Source organism: Streptomyces sp. NPDC058195 (genome assembly GCF_042883525.1).
Taxonomy (GTDB): Bacteria; Actinomycetota; Actinomycetes; order Streptomycetales; family Streptomycetaceae; genus Streptomyces.
Genome location: NZ_JBHVVM010000018.1, coordinates 85,691 through 103,384, shown reverse-complemented (window position 1 = coordinate 103,384; position 17,694 = coordinate 85,691). Strand labels below are relative to the sequence as shown.

Annotated in this window: 17 protein-coding genes and 1 riboswitch; of the genes, 9 read left to right on the top strand and 8 right to left on the bottom strand. The window is 71.8% G+C overall.

Translation table 11 applies throughout. The annotated features are described in order from the left end of the window. Positions 1-213 precede the first annotated feature (213 nt). The gene (locus ACFVWY_RS22675) at positions 214-789 is read right to left on the bottom strand and encodes a TerD family protein (RefSeq protein ID WP_389875279.1); all 576 of its coding nucleotides are present in this window, start codon (positions 787-789) and stop codon (positions 214-216) included. A gap of 182 nt (positions 790-971) precedes the next feature. Here ACFVWY_RS22675 and arfB point away from each other — a divergent pair, with 182 nt between their 5' ends. After that, on the top strand, positions 972-1,406 hold the full coding sequence (gene arfB / locus ACFVWY_RS22670; protein WP_389875276.1) for an alternative ribosome rescue aminoacyl-tRNA hydrolase ArfB: 435 nt from the start codon (positions 972-974) through the stop codon (positions 1,404-1,406). A gap of 159 nt (positions 1,407-1,565) precedes the next feature. Here arfB and ACFVWY_RS22665 read toward each other — a convergent pair whose 3' ends face one another. After that, a complete protein-coding gene (locus ACFVWY_RS22665; protein WP_389875274.1) occupies positions 1,566-2,072 on the bottom strand; it encodes a flavin reductase family protein in 507 nt (168 codons plus the stop codon). 380 nt (positions 2,073-2,452) lie between these two features. Here ACFVWY_RS22665 and cdgB point away from each other — a divergent pair, with 380 nt between their 5' ends. Both cdgB and ACFVWY_RS22655 read left to right on the top strand, forming a co-directional pair. Then, positions 2,453-4,087 (top strand): diguanylate cyclase CdgB, encoded by a 1,635-nt coding sequence (cdgB, locus tag ACFVWY_RS22660; protein ID WP_389875272.1) that lies wholly within the window; start codon positions 2,453-2,455, stop codon positions 4,085-4,087. A 153-nt stretch (positions 4,088-4,240) separates the two neighbouring features. After that, complete coding sequence (locus ACFVWY_RS22655; RefSeq protein ID WP_389875269.1) at positions 4,241-5,176, top strand: carbohydrate-binding protein; 936 nt, start codon at positions 4,241-4,243, stop codon at positions 5,174-5,176. A 70-nt stretch (positions 5,177-5,246) separates the two neighbouring features. On the opposite strand, the gene ACFVWY_RS22650 is transcribed toward ACFVWY_RS22655, so the two are convergent. From ACFVWY_RS22650 to ACFVWY_RS22635, 4 genes are all read right to left on the bottom strand, one after another. Beyond that, a complete protein-coding gene (locus ACFVWY_RS22650) occupies positions 5,247-6,098 on the bottom strand; it encodes a ketose-bisphosphate aldolase (RefSeq protein ID WP_389875266.1) in 852 nt (283 codons plus the stop codon). Between the two features lie 62 nt (positions 6,099-6,160). After that, positions 6,161-7,111 (bottom strand): 1-phosphofructokinase family hexose kinase, encoded by a 951-nt coding sequence (locus tag ACFVWY_RS22645; RefSeq protein ID WP_389875264.1) that lies wholly within the window; start codon positions 7,109-7,111, stop codon positions 6,161-6,163. A 170-nt stretch (positions 7,112-7,281) separates the two neighbouring features. Beyond that, positions 7,282-8,436: an N-acetylglucosamine-6-phosphate deacetylase gene (gene nagA / locus ACFVWY_RS22640; RefSeq protein WP_389875262.1), complete on the bottom strand. Its 1,155-nt coding sequence runs from the start codon at positions 8,434-8,436 to the stop codon at positions 7,282-7,284. Then, on the bottom strand, positions 8,436-9,368 hold the full coding sequence (locus ACFVWY_RS22635; RefSeq protein WP_389875261.1) for an ROK family protein: 933 nt from the start codon (positions 9,366-9,368) through the stop codon (positions 8,436-8,438). Before ACFVWY_RS22635 ends, nagA begins: the two co-directional genes overlap by 1 nt. A 305-nt stretch (positions 9,369-9,673) precedes the next feature. On the opposite strand from ACFVWY_RS22635, the gene ACFVWY_RS22630 reads away from it, so the two are divergent. The 3 genes from ACFVWY_RS22630 (at position 9,674) to otsB (ending at position 12,540) form a co-directional block, all read left to right on the top strand. Next, positions 9,674-10,891: an extracellular solute-binding protein gene (locus tag ACFVWY_RS22630; RefSeq protein ID WP_389875418.1), complete on the top strand. Its 1,218-nt coding sequence runs from the start codon at positions 9,674-9,676 to the stop codon at positions 10,889-10,891. Positions 10,892-11,015: 124 nt separating this feature from the next. Further along, positions 11,016-11,276, top strand: a complete 261-nt coding sequence (locus ACFVWY_RS22625; RefSeq protein WP_389875259.1) for a DUF3263 domain-containing protein — start codon at positions 11,016-11,018, stop codon at positions 11,274-11,276. Between the two features lie 352 nt (positions 11,277-11,628). Next, complete coding sequence (otsB, locus tag ACFVWY_RS22620) at positions 11,629-12,540, top strand: trehalose-phosphatase (RefSeq protein WP_389875257.1); 912 nt, start codon at positions 11,629-11,631, stop codon at positions 12,538-12,540. Between the two features lie 91 nt (positions 12,541-12,631). On the opposite strand, the gene ACFVWY_RS22615 is transcribed toward otsB, so the two are convergent. Together ACFVWY_RS22615 and ACFVWY_RS22610 are read right to left on the bottom strand one after the other, a co-directional pair. Further along, positions 12,632-14,080 carry a trehalose-6-phosphate synthase gene (locus ACFVWY_RS22615; RefSeq protein WP_389875255.1) on the bottom strand — a complete coding sequence of 483 codons (1,449 nt, stop codon included), beginning with the start codon at positions 14,078-14,080 and terminating at the stop codon, positions 12,632-12,634. 44 nt (positions 14,081-14,124) lie between these two features. Further along, positions 14,125-15,081: a glucosyl-3-phosphoglycerate synthase gene (locus ACFVWY_RS22610; RefSeq protein ID WP_389875416.1), complete on the bottom strand. Its 957-nt coding sequence runs from the start codon at positions 15,079-15,081 to the stop codon at positions 14,125-14,127. A gap of 153 nt (positions 15,082-15,234) precedes the next feature. Next, a riboswitch (SAM riboswitch) is annotated at positions 15,235-15,361 on the top strand. Between the two features lie 17 nt (positions 15,362-15,378). Between ACFVWY_RS22610 and thrC the strand changes: the two genes are divergently transcribed. The 3 genes from thrC (at position 15,379) to ACFVWY_RS22595 (ending at position 17,653) form a co-directional block, all read left to right on the top strand. Further along, complete coding sequence (gene thrC / locus ACFVWY_RS22605) at positions 15,379-16,701, top strand: threonine synthase (RefSeq protein ID WP_389875252.1); 1,323 nt, start codon at positions 15,379-15,381, stop codon at positions 16,699-16,701. 29 nt (positions 16,702-16,730) lie between these two features. Then, entirely contained in the window at positions 16,731-17,009 is a 279-nt protein-coding gene (locus tag ACFVWY_RS22600) for a ubiquitin-like small modifier protein 1 (protein ID WP_389875249.1), read from the top strand. A gap of 437 nt (positions 17,010-17,446) precedes the next feature. Beyond that, a complete protein-coding gene (locus ACFVWY_RS22595; RefSeq protein WP_003967346.1) occupies positions 17,447-17,653 on the top strand; it encodes a cold-shock protein in 207 nt (68 codons plus the stop codon). The last annotated feature ends 41 nt before the right edge of the window (positions 17,654-17,694 follow it).

Genomic DNA, 17,694 nt, shown 5'->3' with positions numbered 1-17,694 from the left:
TTGACTACTTCTTGTCCGAATGGAATACACATGTGTTCGTTAATCGGCGGGAGTTGGCCATATCCGGCCATGCTCGGCAGTGCTCGGCAGCGCTCGGCGTGCCCGGCAGCGCTCGGCCATGTTCGGCAGGGCTCCCGGACCCGGCCATGCGCGAGCCCCCGGCCGCGGACAGCGACCGGGGGCTCGTGGAACAGGTGTGCGCGTACGGCGGGATCAGATGCTGACGCCGAAGTCCTGCGCGATGCCGCGCAGGCCGGAGGCGTACCCCTGTCCGACGGCGCGGAACTTCCACTCGGCACCGTTGCGGTACAGCTCGCCGAAGACCATGGCGGTCTCGGTGGCGGCGTCCTCGCTCAGGTCGTAGCGGGCGATCTCGGCGCCACCGGCCTGGTTGATGATGCGGATGAACGCGTTGCGCACCTGGCCGAAGTTCTGGCTGCGGGACTCGGCGTCGTAGATCGAGACCGGGAAGACGATCTTGTCCACGTCGGCCGGCAGACCCGCCAGGTTGACGTTGATCTGCTCGTCGTCGCCCTCGCCCTGGCCGGTGACGTTGTCACCGGTGTGGACGATGGTCTGGTCCGGCGTCGACTTGTTGTTGAAGAAGACGAAGTGGCCGTCGGAGACGACCTTGCCGGCCGGGTTGACCGCGATCGCCGAGGCGTCGAGGTCGAAGTCGGTGCCGGTGGTGGTGCGGACGTCCCAGCCGAGGCCGACCGTGACGGCCGTCAGGCCGGGGGCCTCCTTGGTGAGGGAGACGTTGCCGCCCTTGGACAGGCTTACAGCCATGGGAAGTCCCTTTCATCGTCGCTCGCGGGCCTCGTGCCCTCACGAAGCTACCGTCACAGGCCTTAACGCGGACAAGGGACCAGGAGGTTCCTGATCCCTTTGCTTTCTTTACCGAAACCCCCGGCTGGACGAGTGGACCGCCCGGGAAAAGAAGGTGACGAACCCCCCGTGGACCGGGGACCATGGGTGTCATGTCCGGGCCCTATGTCATCCGCGGTTCGGTCTCCCTGCCGGAGGCCGAGCTCATGTGGCGTTTCTCCAGGTCCTCGGGCCCTGGCGGTCAGCACGTCAACACCAGCGACTCCCAGGTGGAGCTCCGCTTCGACCTCGCGGCGACCGAAGCGCTCCCCGAGGTGTGGAAGGAGCGGGCGCTACAGCGCCTGGAGGGTCGGCTCGTGGGCGGGGTGATCGCGGTCCGGGCCTCCGAGCACCGCTCCCAGTGGCGCAACCGCGAGACGGCGCTCGTCCGGCTCGCCTCCCTGCTGGCCGAGGCGACGGCCCCACCGCCCCGTCCGCGCCGCAAGACCCGCATCCCCCGGGGGATCAACGAGCGACGGCTGCGCGAGAAGAAGCAGCGCGGCGATACCAAGCGCGGCCGCTCCGGCCGCGACTGGTGACGAGGCCGCGACCAGCGGCAAGACCAGGCCGGCCACCAAGCCGGCCACCAAGGCCAGTGGCCAGGACCAGCGGCCAGGCCAGGCCGCGGCCGATGACGGCGACCGCGCCCGGTGACGGTCGACCGGTGTCCGTGTCCGGTCCCGTCCGGCCCGTGCCTGCTACTTCAGCTGCCGGTAGCGCCCCTGGAAGTACGTCAGCGGCGCCCCGTCCCCGCCCGGCAGCTCCGCGCTCAGCACCCGTCCGATCACCAGCGTGTGGTCACCGGCCACCACCCGCTGCTCGGTCCGGCACTCCAGCGAGGCCAGCGCGCCGCCCACCAGCGGCGCCGAGGTGATCGCGCCCCGGGTGCAGTCGAGCTCCTCGAACAGCAGCCGGTCACTGATCCGGCCCTTCATCGAGAAGCGCCCGGCGATGTGCCGCTGGTCCTCGGCGAGCACGGACACCGCCCACAGCGGCTGCTCGGCCAGCAGGTCGTCCATCCGGGAGCCGTTGCGCAGGCTCACCATCACCAGCGGCGGGTCCAGCGAGACGGACATGAAGGCGGTCGCCGTCATCCCGGCGTCCTCGCCGCGTCCGTCCTCGTCCAGCGGCGGCTCCTGGGCGGTGATCAGCACGACACCGGCGGCCAGCCGGGCGAGGGCGGCGCGGAACTCATCGTTGCTCACCCCCTCAGCATGAGGGATGGGCCGGGGGCGCGGGGCTGAGGTCATCATCTGGGACACACCGGCACGCTAGCCGCGGGGCGGGAGCCTCCGCATCGGGCCAGGGGACCAGTCCGGTCCTAGGACCGGTGCGCCAAAGACGGCCGGAACGCCACCGCGAGGCCCGGAGCAACGGCCGGATTTGCGTTCGGCAAAAGGCGCGGGGCGCATCCACCGGACCGCACGGCTCTTTATCATCTCTTGTGACTTGAGTCACAGAGTGCGATATTTGTTGACCCTGTGTACCGACGGAACAGCTCACTGTGATTCAGTTGCCGTGACACTGCGGTTAGTACGTCGATATGAAACCTGGAGTGCTGTCGAGGTCTCGGGGAGTGCGAACAATGGAGGCCGAGTCGGAGCCCTACGTCCGTCTTGCGACGATGCGGCAGCTGCACCAGGCCGTAGCCGATCTCAACACGGCGCGGAGCCTGGCCGACACGCTGCAGACCGTGGCCGACGGCATCGTCATCGGTCTCGGTTACGAGCTCGCCTGTGTGAACCTGGTCCGTGCCGACGGTGACCTCGTCGTCGCCGCCTTCGCCGGGAACAGCGCGGCGGAGGCCCTGATCACCGGCCGGGTCGGCTCGCGCTCCTCCTGGGAACGCCGTCTGATGATGGGCCAGGCCTGGGACGAGCTCCGCTTCATACCGCACACCGACGGCTGGGTCCTCCTCGATGACGACGTGCCGCAGTGGCACACCGACGGACCCGACCCCCGCTTCGAGGACGAGTGGCACCCCCAGGACCGCCTCTACGCCCCGATGTACGCGACCGGCGGCGACGCCGATCTGCTGGGCGTCATATCGGTGGACCGGCCGCGCAACGGCCGCCGTCCCGGCGCCTGGGGCCGCGAAGCCCTCCAGATGTACGCCTCACAGGCCGCCATTGCGATCAGCAACGCCCGGCTCAGAGCAAACATGCAGCGGGCGCTGGTCCGTCTCGAACGGGAGCAGCAGGCGCTGCGGGCCAGCGAGGAATCCTTCCGCCAGGCCTTCGAGTACGCGCCCAGCGGCATGGCCATCGCCGAGATGGGCGGCGACCAGCACGGCCGGCTGCTGCGCACCAACGACGCGCTGTGCCGCCTTCTCGGCCGCCCCGCCTCGGTGCTGCGCCGTTACTCCTTCGCCGACCTGGTGCACCCCGAGGACATCGGCACCCTGCTGCGGACGTCCGCCGAGGGCGGTCGCGCCGAGCTGCGGCTCGGGCGGCGGGACGGCACGTACCTGTGGGCCTCGCTGCGCAACTCCGTGGTCGCCGACACGGCGGACGGCCCCCGGTTCCTGCTCACCCACATCGAGGACATAGAGGAGCGCAAGCGCCACGAGCTGCATCTCGCGCACCGGGCCTCGCACGACGCGCTCACCGGCCTGCCCAACAGCGCCGAGCTCCGCTCCCGGCTGAGCGCCCGGCTCTGCGAGCGCCCGAACGCCGCGGCCGGACCGGTGGAGGCGCGGGACGCGGCCCACCGCGACACCGACGAGCCTCCGGCGCACGGCTACGAGGTGGACCCGGCGCCCGGCGGTCCCTACGACCACCATGTGCACGCCGTGGCGCCCGACACCGGACAGGACGACGGGGCGAAGGGGCTGGCGGTCCTCTTCTGCGACCTCGACGGCTTCAAGTCGATCAACGACCGGTTCGGCCACCACACCGGCGACGCCGTGCTGATCGAGGTCGCCCGGCGGCTCGCCACCTGTGTCCGTGACGGCGACACCGTGGCCCGGCTCGGCGGCGACGAGTTCGTGGTCCTCGCCGACGGGCTGGGCGAGGCGGACGCGGCGGACCTCGCCGTCCGGCTGCGCAACGCCATCATCCCGCCCATCCGGGTGGACGGCCGGGCGGTCCGGGTCGGGGCGAGCTTCGGCATCGGCTGGGCCGCCTGCGGGATGACCGCCGATGAGGTGCTGCGCTCCGCCGACCAGCGGATGTACGTGGAGAAGCGGTCCCGCTCGAAGGTTCACCGCAGGGCAGGCTGAGGTTCACGGGACCGCCGTCCCCGGGCCCGGCCGTCGCCCCTGGCCGCGGCGGACGGCGATTCTTGGCCTGGGCCGTTCGAGGTAGGCTCGCCCGGTCGGCCACGGCTGGCACTTTCGGCGACGGCTGGCGACATGGTGAGGAGTGACCCAGGGATGACGGCCGGGAACAACGGCGCAAACAAGCCCGAGGACGACGATCCGTTCGGCTACCTGTACGAGGACGGTCAGGCAGCGGGCGCCCAGTCGCCGAGGCAGGGCGGCTACGGCTACCCGCCGGCGGCCCAGCCCGGAGTGCCCCGGACCTCGTACAACCAGGTGCGTGCCGTCGGTGAGCGCCAGTACGGCCAGCAGCAGCCGCAGCAGCCGTACGGACAGCCGAACGCCCAGTACGCCGCCCCGGAGACGTACCCCGGCGCCGCGCAGACCGCCCCGCAGCAGGGCGGCGGCCGTTCCGGCGGTCCCGCCAAGGGCGGGCCGAACACCAAGGGCCTGCTGATCGGTGCGGTCGCGGTGGTCCTGGTCGTGCTCATCGGGATCGGCGCCGCGCTGATCTCGGACAAGAACAAGGACGACAAGAAGAACGAGGCCACCTCCTCGGCCGCCCCCGGCGGGGAGGTCGAGGAGTCCGCGAAGCCCGAGCAGTCCGCCAGCGCCGAGGCCCCGCCCGAGCTGCCCAAGCAGGACGCGGCGACGCTGAAGCTGGGCGGTTCGGCGACGCTGGACAACAGCACCAAGGGCGCCAAGAGCTCCAACGGCCAGTACATCAACCTCAACGAGGTGGGCCGGTCCGCGACCTGGGCGGTCGACGTCCCGGCGGACGGCCCGTACACGCTGTTCGTGACGTACGGCGTGCCGGGCAAGGACGCGAAGACGTCTCTGACGGTCAACGCCGAGGCCCCGCGCCGCATCAACATGGACAACTACGCCAACGCCGCCGAGGGGGACCTGGAGAAGGGCTGGACGACGACCTTCGCGTGGATGGAGCTCAAGAAGGGCCCGAACACCCTGATGATCTCCTGCAACGAGGGCGACCAGTGTGACGCCAACCTCGACCAGCTGTCCTTGAAGGCCGGTCACGTGAAGCGCTGATCCGTACGGCAGAGGTCCGGCCCCCACGCTCGACGGCGTGGGCGCCGGACCTTTCCCGTGTACGGGGGGATCAGCCCATCAGAGCCAGGAATCCGGCGACCGTCCCGGTCATCGCCTCGCGGCCCGGGGCGAGGTACTTCCGCGGGTCGACGCCGGTGGTGTGCTCGGCCAGGTACGCGCGGACCGCGCCGCTGAACGCGGTGTTCAGGGCGGTGCCCACATTGATCTTGACCATGCCGGAGGAGGCCACCGCCCGGCGGATCTCCGCGTCCGGCACCCCGCTGGAGCCGTGCAGCACCAGCGGTACCGGGACGGCCGCGCGCAGCCGCCCGATCAGCTCGTGGTCCAGGGCGGCGGTCCGCTCCGTCATGGCATGCGAGGAGCCGACCGCCACGGCCAGCGCGTCCACCCCGGTCGCGCGTACGTACGCGGCGGCCTCGTCCGGGTCCGTACGGACGCCGGGGGCGTGGGCGTCGAGCGGGGCCTCGCCCTCCTTGCCGCCGACCTTGCCCAGCTCGGCCTCGATCCACAGACCGCGCTCGTGGCCCCAGGCCACCGCCTCGGCCGTGGCCCGTACGTTCTCCTCGTAGGGCAGCCGGGACGCGTCGAACATGACGGAGCCGAAGCCCTCCGTGTGTGCCTGGTGAAGCAGTTCCACGGACTCGACGTGATCGAGGTGCAGGGCGAGCCGGGCGCTCGACGTACGGGCGACGGCGGCGGCCGCGGCGGCTATGCCGGAGAGCCGCCCGCCGTGGAACTTCACGGCGTTCTCGGAGATCTGGAGGACGGCGGGGGCCCCGGCGCGCTCCGCCCCGGCGGCGATGGCCTCCGCGTGTTCCAGGGTGATGACGTTGAAGGCGGCGATTCCGTGTCCCCGGGCCTGGGCGGCGGAGACGAGTTCACCGGTGCTGACGAGCGGCATACGGACCTCTTGTTGCTTCTTCCGAACCGCGATCGGGCGGGTCCGGCACGGGCGCGGCCCCTTCAGGCCGCCGGTGTGTGTTCCTCGATGACGACGCGCGGCAGCAGCTCCTCGTACGCCGCGCGGTCGAAATCACCGGCCGTGGGGGAGAGCACGGTCGCCGTCGACAGTGCCACCGCCCTCCGCAGCCGGTCCGGCCAGCTCAGTTCCTCGACGAGCCCGGACAGCAGCCCGGCCACCGCGGAGTCGCCCGCGCCGGTCGGATTGCCGTGGACCGCGGCGGGCGGCCGGGCCTGCCAGCCGCCCTCGGGGGTGACGGCGAGCATGCCGTCCGGGCCCAGTGAGGCGATGACGCCGTGCGCGCCGCGGCGGCGGGCGTCACGGGCGGCGCGGGCCGGATCGCGGGAGCCGGTGAGCAGGGCCAGCTCCTCGGCGTTCGGCTTGACCAGGTCGGGGCGGGCGGCGATGCCGCGGCGCAGCGGCTCGCCACTGGTGTCCAGGAGCACGGGGACCTTCGCGGCGTGGGCGGCCCGGACGAGTTCGGCGTACGCGCCGACGTGGATGCCGGGCGGGAGGCTGCCGCAGAGCGCGACGGCGTCGGCCCCGGCGAGCAGCTCCTCGTACCGGTGCAGCAGGGCGGCCCATTCCCCGGCGGTGATGTGCGGGCCGGGCTCGTTGAGCTGGGTGGTGTCGCCGGTGGTCCGGTCGGCCACGGCGATGGTGCGACGGGTGTTCCCGGCGACGGTGACCAGGGCGTCGGTGACCGGGGCGGTGCTCCGCGGGGCGGTGCTCGTGGTCGCCAGCAGTTCGCGGAGCAGGGCGCCGGTGGGGCCGCCGACGAAGCCGGTGACCACGGTGTCGTGGCCGAGCGCGGAGAGCACCCGGGCCACGTTGATCCCCTTGCCGCCGGGCCGCTCGGACATCTCACGGACGCGGTGGCTGGCGTGCGGGACGAGTTCGGGCACGCTGTACGTCAGGTCGAGTGCCGTGTTCAGTGTGACCGTCAGGATCACCGCGACCGCTCCCTCGATCCCTGCTCCGAAGCGCGGAACCTGGGGTGGGGCGCGCTTTCACTGGCTGTTTCCCCGGCGATCATGTCAAAGAGGCGGCGGTCGGCCCAGACCTCCGGACCAACCGCCGTCTCTTCGTTACGTGTTCAACACGCCGTCAGCCATGCGTTGGATCAGGCGATTCGGGGCTTTTTGATCCATTCGCCCTTGCGCATGACGCCCTGGAGGACGAAGTCCTCGTCCAGCACCACCAGGTCGGCGTCCTTGCCCGGTTCCAGCGAGCCGACCCGGTCGTACACACCGAGCAGCCGGGCCGGGTTGGCGGAGATGGACTGCACGACGTCGCCGACCGGAATCCGGTCGATGGTCACGGCCCGGTGGAACGCGGTGTCCAGGGTGAGCGTGGAGCCCGCGATCGAGTTGCCCTCGACCAGCCGTGCGACCCCGTCCTTGACCTCGACCGCGAGCGGGCCGAGCTGGTAGCGGCCGTCGCCGAAACCGGCCGCGTCCATCGCGTCGGTGATCAGCGCGACGCGGTGGGCGCCCGCGTGGTGGTAGGCCAGCTCCAGGGCGGCGGGGTGCAGATGCGTACCGTCGTTGATCAGCTCGACGGTGATCCGCTCGTCCTCCAGCAGCGCCGCGATCGGGCCGGGTTCGCGGTGGGCGAGCGGCGGCATCGCGTTGTAGAGGTGGGTGGCGACGGTGGCGCCCGCGTCGATCGCCTCGACGGTCTGCTCGTACGTGGCGTCGGTGTGCCCGATCGCGGCGATCACGCCGTGCTCGGCGAGCAGCCGCACCGAGTCGATGCCGCCCGGCAGCTCGGTGGCGAGCGTGAACATCTTCGCGGTGCCGCGCGCCGCGTCCATCAGCTTGCGGACCTCGGCCGGGTCGGGGTGGCGCAGCAGGTTCTCGCTGTGCGCGCCCTTGCGGCAGGGCGAGATGAACGGCCCCTCGAAGTGGATGCCGGCCAGGTCGCCCTGCTCCACCAGCTCCGACAGCACACCGGCCCGGTGGGCGAGGAAGTCCATCTCGCCGGTGACCGTGGAGGCGACCAGGGTGGTGGTGCCGTGCTCGCGGTGGGTGCGGACGCCGGTGAGGACCTCGTCCACGGTGCCGGAGGTGAAGGAGGCGCCGCCGCCGCCGTGGTTGTGCATGTCGACGAAGCCGGGCACCACCCAGTGACCGCTCAGGTCGAGGGTCCGGGCGTCCTGCGCCGCGCTGCCCGCGATCCGGGTGCCTTCTACGATCACCCGGCCGCCCTCGACGGTCCCGGTGGGAAGCACCACCCGGGCACCTGCGAGAACCGTGCTGTCTGCGCGTCCGGCCATCAGGCGGATACCTCCGTGGAGAGAAGATCCCAGGCGAGTAGCCCCGCGCCCAGGCATCCGGCGGTGTCCCCGAGGGCCGCCGGGACGATGTGGGGCAGCTTCTGGAACGTGACCCGTTCCTCGACGGCCGCACGGAGTGGTGTGAACAAGGTTTCCCCGGCCTCGGCGAGACCGCCACCGATGATGAGCGTGCGCGGGTCGAGCAGCGTCAGCGCGGTGACCAGCCCGGCGGCGAGCGCGTCCACCGCGTTCCGCCAGACCTCCACCGCCGCCGGGTCGCCGGACTCGACGGCCTTCGCGCAGTCCGCCGCGTCCGCCGCCGGATCGCCGGACGCCGCGGCCCAGGCGCGGCTCACGGCGGCGGCCGAGGCCAGCGTCTCCAGGCAGCCGCGCTGGCCGCAGCCGCAGTCGGGGCCGTCCGGGCGGACCACGATGTGCCCGATCTCGCCCGCGTACCCGTGCGCGCCCGCCTCGATCGTGCCCGCGATGCCGATGGCCCCGGCGATGCCGGTGCCCAGCGGCACGAAGAGGAAGCGGTCGGCGCCCTTGCCGGCGCCGATCCGTCCCTCGGCCAGCCCGCCGGTGCGTACGTCGTGGCCGAGCGCGACGGGTACGCCGCCGAGCCGCTCGCCCAGCAGGCGGCGCATCGGTACGTCGCGCCAGCCCAGGTTCGCGGCGTAGACCGCCGTCCCGTTCTCGGCGTCGACGATGCCGGGCACGGCCACCCCGGCCGCCACGGCGCTCTCGCCGAAGTGCTCCTCGCCGTACGCCCGAAGGTCGGCGGCGAAGCCGAGAATCGACTCCACGACCGCTTCGGCGCCGCGCTCGCGGCCGGTCGCCCGCCGCGCTTCGTGCAGCAGTGCGCCGTCAGCCCCGACCAGTGCGGCCTTCATTCCGGTGCCGCCCACATCGAGGGCGATGACGTGTTTCACGGGAAACAGTTTCGCCCGAGGAGCCAAAAAGGTCTAGTCCACTACCCCGGTTTGTTGCGGATGCATACAAAATAACGGTCAAGGACGTGCCCGCTTCCGGCCGCTGCTCCTGGTGAGGTACCGGTCGCGTTGCGAAAGCGAGACCGCCGAAGGTGTAGACCTGCGGTGATCCGCTGGTGCAGGATCGCTCCTCATCCGAGGACCCCGTGCCGGTGCGGCCGGCGCGGACACCGCGATGGACGAGGACGGTCTGGGCTGTGCAGTTGCGCTACCGGGTACGGACGGCGGTCTTCACCGCGCTGGGCATGACGGCGGCGCTGACGGGCTGCGGGGGAGACGGCGGGTCGGGGGACGTCACGCTCAAGCTCGTCGCGGCCGACTACGGAACGGGCCCGGCCAACACCTCGCGGAAGTACTGGGACGCGGTCGTCAAGGGCTTCGAGTCCTCCCACCCCGGGATCAAGGTCGACGTCAGCATCCGCTCCTGGAAGGACATCGACCGCGAGGTCGCCGCGATGGTGGAGAAGGGGCAGGCCCCCGACATCGCCCAGGTCGCCTCGTACGCCGACTACGCCAAGGCCGGGAAGCTCTACCGGGCCGACCAGATGCTGTCCATACGTACGCAGGCCAACTTCCTGCCGTCCCTCGCCGACGCGGGCAGCGTCGACCGCACCCAGTACGGGCTGCCGTTCGTCGCCAGCACCCGGCTGCTCTTCTACAACAAGAAGCTCTTCGCGCAGGCGGGCCTCGACGCCCCGCGGACCTGGGACGACATCCGCGACGACGCGGCGGCGCTCAAGCAGCGCGGCGTGGACTACCCCTTCGCGCTGCCGCTCGGCCGGGAGGAGGCCCAGGCCGAGACCATGATGTGGCTGCTCGGCGGGGATGGCGGCTACACCGACGACAGCGGCTCGTACGACATCGACTCCACCGAGAACGTGAAGACGTTCGCATGGCTGAAGACCAACCTGGTCGAGCCGGGGCTCGTCGGCCCGCAGGCCCCCGGCGAACTCGACCGGCAGAAGGCGTTCTCCGCCTTCACCGACGGCCGGGTCGGCATGCTGAACGGGCACCCGACGCTGATGCAGGAGGCCGGGCGCAAGGGCGTGCCGGTCGGCATGGTGCCGATGCCCGGTCGCGACGGCCCGGCCCGCAACTCGCTGGGCGTGGCCGACTGGATCATGGGCTTCAGGCAGAGCGGCCACCGCGTGCAGCTGGGCAAGTTCTTCGACTACCTGTTCACCGACAAGAACGTCATCGCCTTCGCCGACGAGTACGACATGCTCCCGGTCACCGACAGCGCCTCGGCGGCCATGGAGTCCGACCCCAGGTACGCGCCGCTGCGGAAGTTCCTGAGCGCGCTGCCGGACTCGCAGTTCTACCCGTACGGCAGGACGTCGTGGGCCCAGACCAGCGCCTCGCTCAAGGAGAACGTGGGCCGGGCCGTCGAGCCGGGCAGCAGCCCCGAGAAGGCGCTGAGCCAGGTCGCCCGTGACGCGGCCGCGGCGGAGCGCGACGAGTAGGGGCGCCTCCCGCGGCACCGGTCTCCCAGGGCGCCGGTCACCCACGGCACCGGTTGCCTGGGCGCCGGACTCCCGGGCACCGGCCCAGGTGTCACTCTGCCGGACGGGCGATAGGTTGGCTGATATGACCGCTGCCACGCCCGGGGCCGACGACGCCCCCGACGCCCTCTCCGAGCGGGACCGCTCCGTGCTCGCCGTCGAACGGCAGTCGTGGCCCGGTCCCGGGGCGAAGGAACGGGCGATCCGTGAGCAGCTGGGCATCTCGCCCACCCGCTACTACCAGCTGCTCAACGCCCTCCTCGACGACCGCCGCGCCCTGGCGGAGGACCCGGTCACGGTCAACCGCCTGCGCCGGGTACGCGACGCCCGCCGCGACCGCCGCTGAGCACGGCCGCGCACCCCGGCACCCCGCCGCCGAGCACACCCCGCCCGGCCCGGGAACGGTCCTGGCCCGGGAACGGCCCCGGGCCCGAGAACACCCGCAGGCCCGAGAACACCCGCAGGCCCGGGAAGCCCCACCGGACCCAGCAACGCCTCCGGGGCCCGCTGACACCCCCGGGCCAGGACCGCCGGGCTCGGGAACGCCCGCAGACCCAGGAACACCGGCGGGGCCGAGCACACCCGGCGGGGCCCAGGAACACCCCGCCGTCCCCGGAGCGCCCACCGGCCACTCCCCGCCGGGGACGGGCTTGGCGGACGGCCGCCCCCGCCCCGCCTCCCCGCTATAGGCTCGCCCCATGGGCAGCAACCCGGAAGCACCCACCCCCGCATCCGCACCCGCCCCGGGCCAGCCGCCCGCCGGGCTCCCGACCCCCACCACCGCGGCCGGCCGCGAGGCCCTCGCCGCGATCCTCGCCCGCCCCGGCCGTGCCGTGATCGCGCTCGACTTCGACGGCACCCTCGCCGACATCGTCCCCGACCCGGAGCAGGCCCGCGCCCACCCCGGCGCCGTCCCGGCCCTCGCCGCGCTCGCCCCGAAGGTGGCCTCCGTCGCCGTGATCACCGGCCGCCCGGCCTCGGTCGCGGTCCGGCACGGCGGGTTCGCCTCCGTGCCCGGCCTCGACCACCTCGTCGTCCTCGGCCACTACGGCGCCGAACGCTGGGACGCCGTCACCGGCACCGTCCACGCCCCCGCCCCGCACCCCGGCATCGCCACCGTCCGCGCCGAACTCCCCGGCGTCCTGGACCGCTCCGGCTCCTGGCACGGCACCTGGATCGAGGAGAAGGGCCAGGCCATCGCCGTCCATACCCGCCGCGCCGCCGACCCGCAGGGGGCGTTCGAGGCCCTGGGCAAGCCCCTCGACGAGCTGGCCGCCCGGCACGGACTGATCGTCGAGCCCGGCCGTATGGTCCTGGAGCTGCGCCCGCCCGGCGTCGACAAGGGCGTAGCACTCACCGAGTACGTACGCGAGACGGGCGCCCGGTCCGTGCTCTACGCGGGCGACGACCTCGGCGACCTCGCCGCCTTCGCCGCGGTGGAGAGGCTCCGCGCCGACGGTGCCGACAGCATCCCCGGACTGCTGGCGTGCAGCGGCAGCGCGGAAGTGCCCGAGCTGTCCGGCCGCGCCGACCTCCTCCTGTCCGGCCCGGGGGCGGTGGTGGAGTTCCTGCGCTCACTCGCGAGCCGGCTGGAGGCGGGTACAGGCTGATCGAGCCGGGATTCCGCCGCCCTTCGCCCTCCCGCGCCCCGCGCCCCGCGGGCTGTGCCCCGCCCTTCCGCACCCCGGGCCGGGGCACGGCCTACCCCCGCCGCAGCGCGTCCAGCTGGTCCAGGAACCACTGCTGCGGAGGCAGCGCGACCGCCGCCGCGGCCAGGCGCTCGGTGCGGGCGGCCCGCTCGTCCTCCGCCATCGTCAGCGCCTCGTGCAGCGCCGCCGCCGTCGCCGACACGTCGTACGGATTCACCACGACCGCGTCGCCGCCCAGCTCCTCGTACGCCCCCGCCTCCCGGGACAGGACCAGCGCACAGCCGTGGTCGGAGACCACCGGGATCTCCTTGGCGACCAGGTTCATGCCGTCGCGGATCGGGTTGACGAGTGCCACGTCGGCCAGCCGGTACGCGGCCAGGGAGCGGGCGAAGTCGTCCTCGACGTGCAGCACCACCGGCGTCCAGCCGTCCGTGCCGAACTTCCTGTTGATGTCGTCGGCGACCCGCCGGACCTCGGCCGTGTAGTCCCGGTACACCGCGAGGTCCTGCCGCGAGGGGTAGGCGAAGGCGACGTGGACGACGCGCTCGCGCCACTGGGGCCGCTCGGCCAGGAGCTCCTGGTACGCGAGCAGGCCACGCACGATGTTCTTGGACAGTTCCGTTCGGTCCACCCGCACGATCGTCCTCCGGCCGGGGCCGATCTGCTCGCGCAACGCCGCCATCCGCTCGTCCACGTCCGCCTCATGCGCCCGGTGGCGCAGGAAGTCCCCGTCCGCGCCGAGCCCGTGCACCCCGATCCGGGTGTCCCCGGTGCCGCCCAGGATCCGCTCGCAGCAGCCGGTGAACGCGTCCGCCCAGCGCCGGGTCAGGAACGCCGCCCGGTCCGCGCCCAGGACGCCGCGCAGCACCTGCTCGGCGATGTCGTCGGGGAGCAGCCGGAAGTAGTCGACCGGCGCCCACGGGGTGTGCGAGAAGTGGCCGATGCGCAGATCGGGCCGGAGCGCGCGGAGCATGCCCGGGACCAGCACCAAGTGGTAGTCCTGCACCAGCACCGCCGCGCCCGGCCCGGCCTCCTCGGCGAGCGCCTCGGCGAAGGCCCGGTTGTACCGCTCGAACGACGCCCACCGGCGGCGGAAGCCCGCATCGAAGGCCGGCTCCAACGGGGTCTGGTACAGCAGGTGGTGGACGAACCAGAGCACCGAGTTGGCGATGCCGTTGTACGCGTCGGCGTACGTGCCCGCGTCGATGTCGAGCATCCGTACGCCCGGCTCGCCCACCCCGCGCCGGACCGCCTCCCGGTCCCCGTCGCCCAGCGCCGCGCACACCCACAGCTTGTCGTCCACGGCGCTCAGCCCGGAGACCAGACCGCCGCCGCCCCGCCGCGGGGTGAGCGACCCGTCGTGCTCCCGGGTGTACGAGACCGGGCCGCGGTTGGACGCGACGAGAACCTGGGCGCCGGGCGGGGCGTCGCCCGACGGGGCGCCGTCGGGCCGGGTGTCGCCGGTCCGGTCGGTGGGGCGGGATGCGTGCGCGGAGACCATGTTGCGGAATCTAGCCCGATCGCGAACCGCCCAAACGTGCGAAATCAGGCCGCGCGGCGCGCCACGTACTCCTCGATCTCGCACATCGGGGGCCGCTCCTCGGTGTCCACGGCGTGGGTCCGGGGCACGAACCCGTTCGCCCCGCGTTCGAACTGGGTGAGCGCCGGGCGCACCAAGTGCCCTCGGGACAGCCGGAGTTGGGCCGTCCGGTAGATGGCTGCCGCCATCCGGCCGAGCGCCTGCCCGTCCTGGTGCCGGTGCTTGCGCACCCCCACGTCGACCTGGGCCAGCGCGTCCAGCCCCACCGTGTGCAGCGCGTCGACCAGGAGCCCCAGCTCCACGCCGTAGCCGACCGGGAACGGAAGCTGTTCGAGCAGCGAGCGGCGCACCGCGTACTCACCGCCCAGCGGCTGTACGAAACCGGCCAGCCGGGGCCAGTGCAGATTGAGCAGCGGACGCGCCACCAGCTCGGTCACCCGGCCGCCCTGCCCCGCCGTGTCACCGAAGGGGCGGTCGTACATCGCCTTGACGAACTGCACGTCCGGATCGGTCAGCAGCGGGCCGACGATGCCGGAGACGAAGTCCGCCGAGAAGTCCTTCAGGTCGGCGTCCACGAAGCACACGATGTCCCCGCCGGTCACCAGGAGCGACCGCCACAGCACCTCGCCCTTGCCGGGCACGGCCGGTATCCGGGGCAGGATCGCGTCGCGGTGCACCACCCGGGCGCCCGCCTCCCTGGCCACCCGGGCGGTGGCGTCGGTGGAACCGGAATCGATCACCACCAGCTCGTCGACCAGCCGGACCTTCTCCATCAGCTCGCGCCGGATCGTCGCGACGATCTCGCCGACCGTCGCCTCCTCGTTCAGCGCGGGCAGTACGACGCTGACGCTTCCGCGCCCCGCCTCCCCGGCCGCGGCCCGCGCGGCCAGGAGGCGGTCCAGCGGGCGGTCGGCGGCCGACCAGGAACGCCTGGCCAGCCAGCACTCGACCTCTTCCAGCACGGTCGATACTCCCTGTATGTGATCCATCTCGCGGTTCGGACGACTATCTCAACCGTCCGCTGCTTCGGTTACAGTCTTGAACAACGCGGACGACCCTCGCATGCCGGGGTCCGTCCGCCGATAAATGCCCGGATCGAAGGTCCGGTGCCACAGCGCTCATCCAGAGGGACTGAGGGAACGGCCCGTTGAAGTCCCGGCAACCCCCCCACCGACCGTGCGGTCCGGTGAGGAAGGTGCCAATTCCGTCTCGTGGCGAAACGCGCCGCGGGGAAGATGAGGAGAAAGGGCCTCGCCATCATGGCTGCGCAGACCGCTGCAGTAAGCATCGACGCTTCCGCCGACACCACCGAATCCGCCGCGACCGTCGACCTCGGACCCGCTTCCGGGCTTTCCTGCCGCGAATGCGGCGAACGTTTCGACCTCGGCCCGATTTTCGCCTGTGCCTCCTGTTTCGGACCGCTCGAAGTCGCGTACGAACTGCCGAGCGGTTCCCCCGAGGAGCTGAAGAAGCGCATCGAGGCCGGTCCGGCCAACATCTGGCGCTACGCCCCGCTGCTGCCGGTCCCCGCCGACGTCGCCGAGAAGCCGAACCTGAACCCCGGCTGGACCAAGCTGGTCCAGGCCGACAACCTCGCCCGTGAGCTGGGCGTCGAGCCGGGCAGGCTGTTCGTCAAGGACGACTCCGGCAACCCCACGCACTCCTTCAAGGACCGTGTCGTCGCCCAGGCCATCGAGGCCGCCCGCGCCTTCGGCTTCACCACGCTGTCCTGCTCCTCCACCGGCAACCTCGCCGGTGCGGTGGGCGCCGCCGCCGCCCGGGCCGGCTTCCGCTCCTGCGTGTTCATCCCGCACGACCTGGAGCAGGGCAAGGTCGTCATGGCCGCGGTGTACGGCGGCGAGCTGGTCGGCATCGAGGGCACCTACGACGACGTCAACCGCTTCTGCTCCGAACTGATCGGCGACCCGCTCGGCGAGGGCTGGGGCTTCGTCAACGTCAACCTGCGCCCGTACTACGGCGAGGGCTCCAAGACCCTGGCGTACGAGATCTGCGAGCAGCTCGGCTGGCGGCTCCCGGACCAGCTGGTCATCCCGATCGCCTCCGGCTCGCAGTTCACCAAGATCGACAAGGGGCTCCAGGAGCTGATCAAGCTCGGCCTCGTCGAGGACAAGCCGTACAAGCTCTTCGGCGCCCAGGCCGAGGGCTGCTCGCCGGTCTCGGTGGCGTACAAGGGCGGTCACGACGTCGTCCGGCCGCAGAAGCCGGACACGATCGCCAAGTCCCTCGCGATCGGCAACCCGGCCGACGGCCCGTACGTCCTGGACATCGCCCGCCGCACCGGCGGCGCGGTCGAGGACGTGAACGACGAGCAGGTCGTCGACGCGATCAAGCTGCTGGCCCGCACCGAGGGCATCTTCGCGGAGACGGCGGGCGGGGTGACGGTCGGCGTGACGAAGAAGCTCATCGAGGCCGGTCTGATCGACCCCGCGCTGACCACCGTCGTACTGAACACGGGTGACGGTCTCAAGACCCTCGACGCGGTGGCCGAGACCTCGCAGGCGACCGCGACGATCCGGCCCAGCCTGGAGGCGTTCCGCGCCGCCGGCCTCGCCACCAGCTGACCACCCGAGCCTCCAGGAAGGACACCACCATGAGCGTCAAGGTCCGTATCCCCACCATCCTCCGCACCTACACCGGCGGCCAGGCCGAGGTCCCCGCCGAGGGCGCGACCCTCTCCCAGGTGATCGAGTCCCTGGAGCGGAGCCACCCGGGCATCGCCGCCCGTGTCCTGGACGACCAGGGCAAGCTGCGCCGCTTCGTGAACGTGTACGTCAACGACGACGATGTCCGCTTCGAGGACGGCCTGAACACCGCCACGCCGGAGGGCGCCGGTATTTCGATCATCCCGGCTGTGGCGGGCGGCTGCTGACGCCTGTCTGATCGCGCCGCGTTGTCGTTGCGCCGAGTTGTCGAATTGCCCTCTCCGTCATTCAAACGGAGGGGGCAATTCTGCATGGTTGAGCGCGGTAGAGTAGGGGAAGTCCCCCCAGCTGCTCGCGTCAACCGCGTATGAGAATGCGCCCCCTCACGACAAGATGCAGCCAAAGTGCGTGTTCCCCTTGCGGCATAAGTCGCCTTTGCCCGGCCCGACTTGCCCGGGAATCTTCTGAATCGCGTATATCCGGGTGTTCGGTGCTGCCGAGAATTCTCGTCCGATTGACCTGTTGCAGAGGGCAGTTGGGCAGATACATTCAGCCGCGGTCGACGCGTTCCGGCGCACACACCCTCTACCTGTCGGAGGGTGAGTTCTGACCCGGGTCCGCGAAGTGCGGTCCTGCGCAAGGGCCAGTAATAGGGGAGTTAGGCATGGCTCAGGGCACCGTCAAGTGGTTCAACGCGGAGAAGGGGTACGGCTTCATCGCGGTCGACGGTGGTGCGGATGTTTTCGTCCACTACAGCGCGATCCAGATGGACGGGTACCGCACCCTTGAAGAGGGTCAGCGAGTTGAGTTCGAGATCTCGCAGGGCCAGAAGGGGCCGCAGGCAGACATGGTCAAGCTCGCCGTCGGCTGAGTTCGAGCGGTCGGCCAACGACACCACTCACGCACTGAGGG

What these genes read in the sequence shown, in the direction of transcription:
- ACFVWY_RS22675 (WP_389875279.1), bottom strand. Translation starts at nt 789, where the DNA reads ATGGCTGTAAGCCTGTCCAAGGGCGGCAACGTCTCCCTCACCAAGGAG.
- arfB (WP_389875276.1), top strand. Translation starts at nt 972, where the DNA reads ATGGGTGTCATGTCCGGGCCCTATGTCATCCGCGGTTCGGTCTCCCTG.
- cdgB (WP_389875272.1), top strand. Translation starts at nt 2,453, where the DNA reads ATGGAGGCCGAGTCGGAGCCCTACGTCCGTCTTGCGACGATGCGGCAG.
- ACFVWY_RS22655 (WP_389875269.1), top strand. Translation starts at nt 4,241, where the DNA reads ATGACGGCCGGGAACAACGGCGCAAACAAGCCCGAGGACGACGATCCG.
- ACFVWY_RS22650 (WP_389875266.1), bottom strand. Translation starts at nt 6,098, where the DNA reads ATGCCGCTCGTCAGCACCGGTGAACTCGTCTCCGCCGCCCAGGCCCGG.
- nagA (WP_389875262.1), bottom strand. Translation starts at nt 8,436, where the DNA reads ATGGCCGGACGCGCAGACAGCACGGTTCTCGCAGGTGCCCGGGTGGTG.
- ACFVWY_RS22630 (WP_389875418.1), top strand. Translation starts at nt 9,674, where the DNA reads ATGACGGCGGCGCTGACGGGCTGCGGGGGAGACGGCGGGTCGGGGGAC.
- ACFVWY_RS22625 (WP_389875259.1), top strand. Translation starts at nt 11,016, where the DNA reads ATGACCGCTGCCACGCCCGGGGCCGACGACGCCCCCGACGCCCTCTCC.
- otsB (WP_389875257.1), top strand. Translation starts at nt 11,629, where the DNA reads ATGGGCAGCAACCCGGAAGCACCCACCCCCGCATCCGCACCCGCCCCG.
- ACFVWY_RS22615 (WP_389875255.1), bottom strand. Translation starts at nt 14,080, where the DNA reads ATGGTCTCCGCGCACGCATCCCGCCCCACCGACCGGACCGGCGACACC.
- thrC (WP_389875252.1), top strand. Translation starts at nt 15,379, where the DNA reads ATGGCTGCGCAGACCGCTGCAGTAAGCATCGACGCTTCCGCCGACACC.
- ACFVWY_RS22600 (WP_389875249.1), top strand. Translation starts at nt 16,731, where the DNA reads ATGAGCGTCAAGGTCCGTATCCCCACCATCCTCCGCACCTACACCGGC.
- ACFVWY_RS22595 (WP_003967346.1), top strand. Translation starts at nt 17,447, where the DNA reads ATGGCTCAGGGCACCGTCAAGTGGTTCAACGCGGAGAAGGGGTACGGC.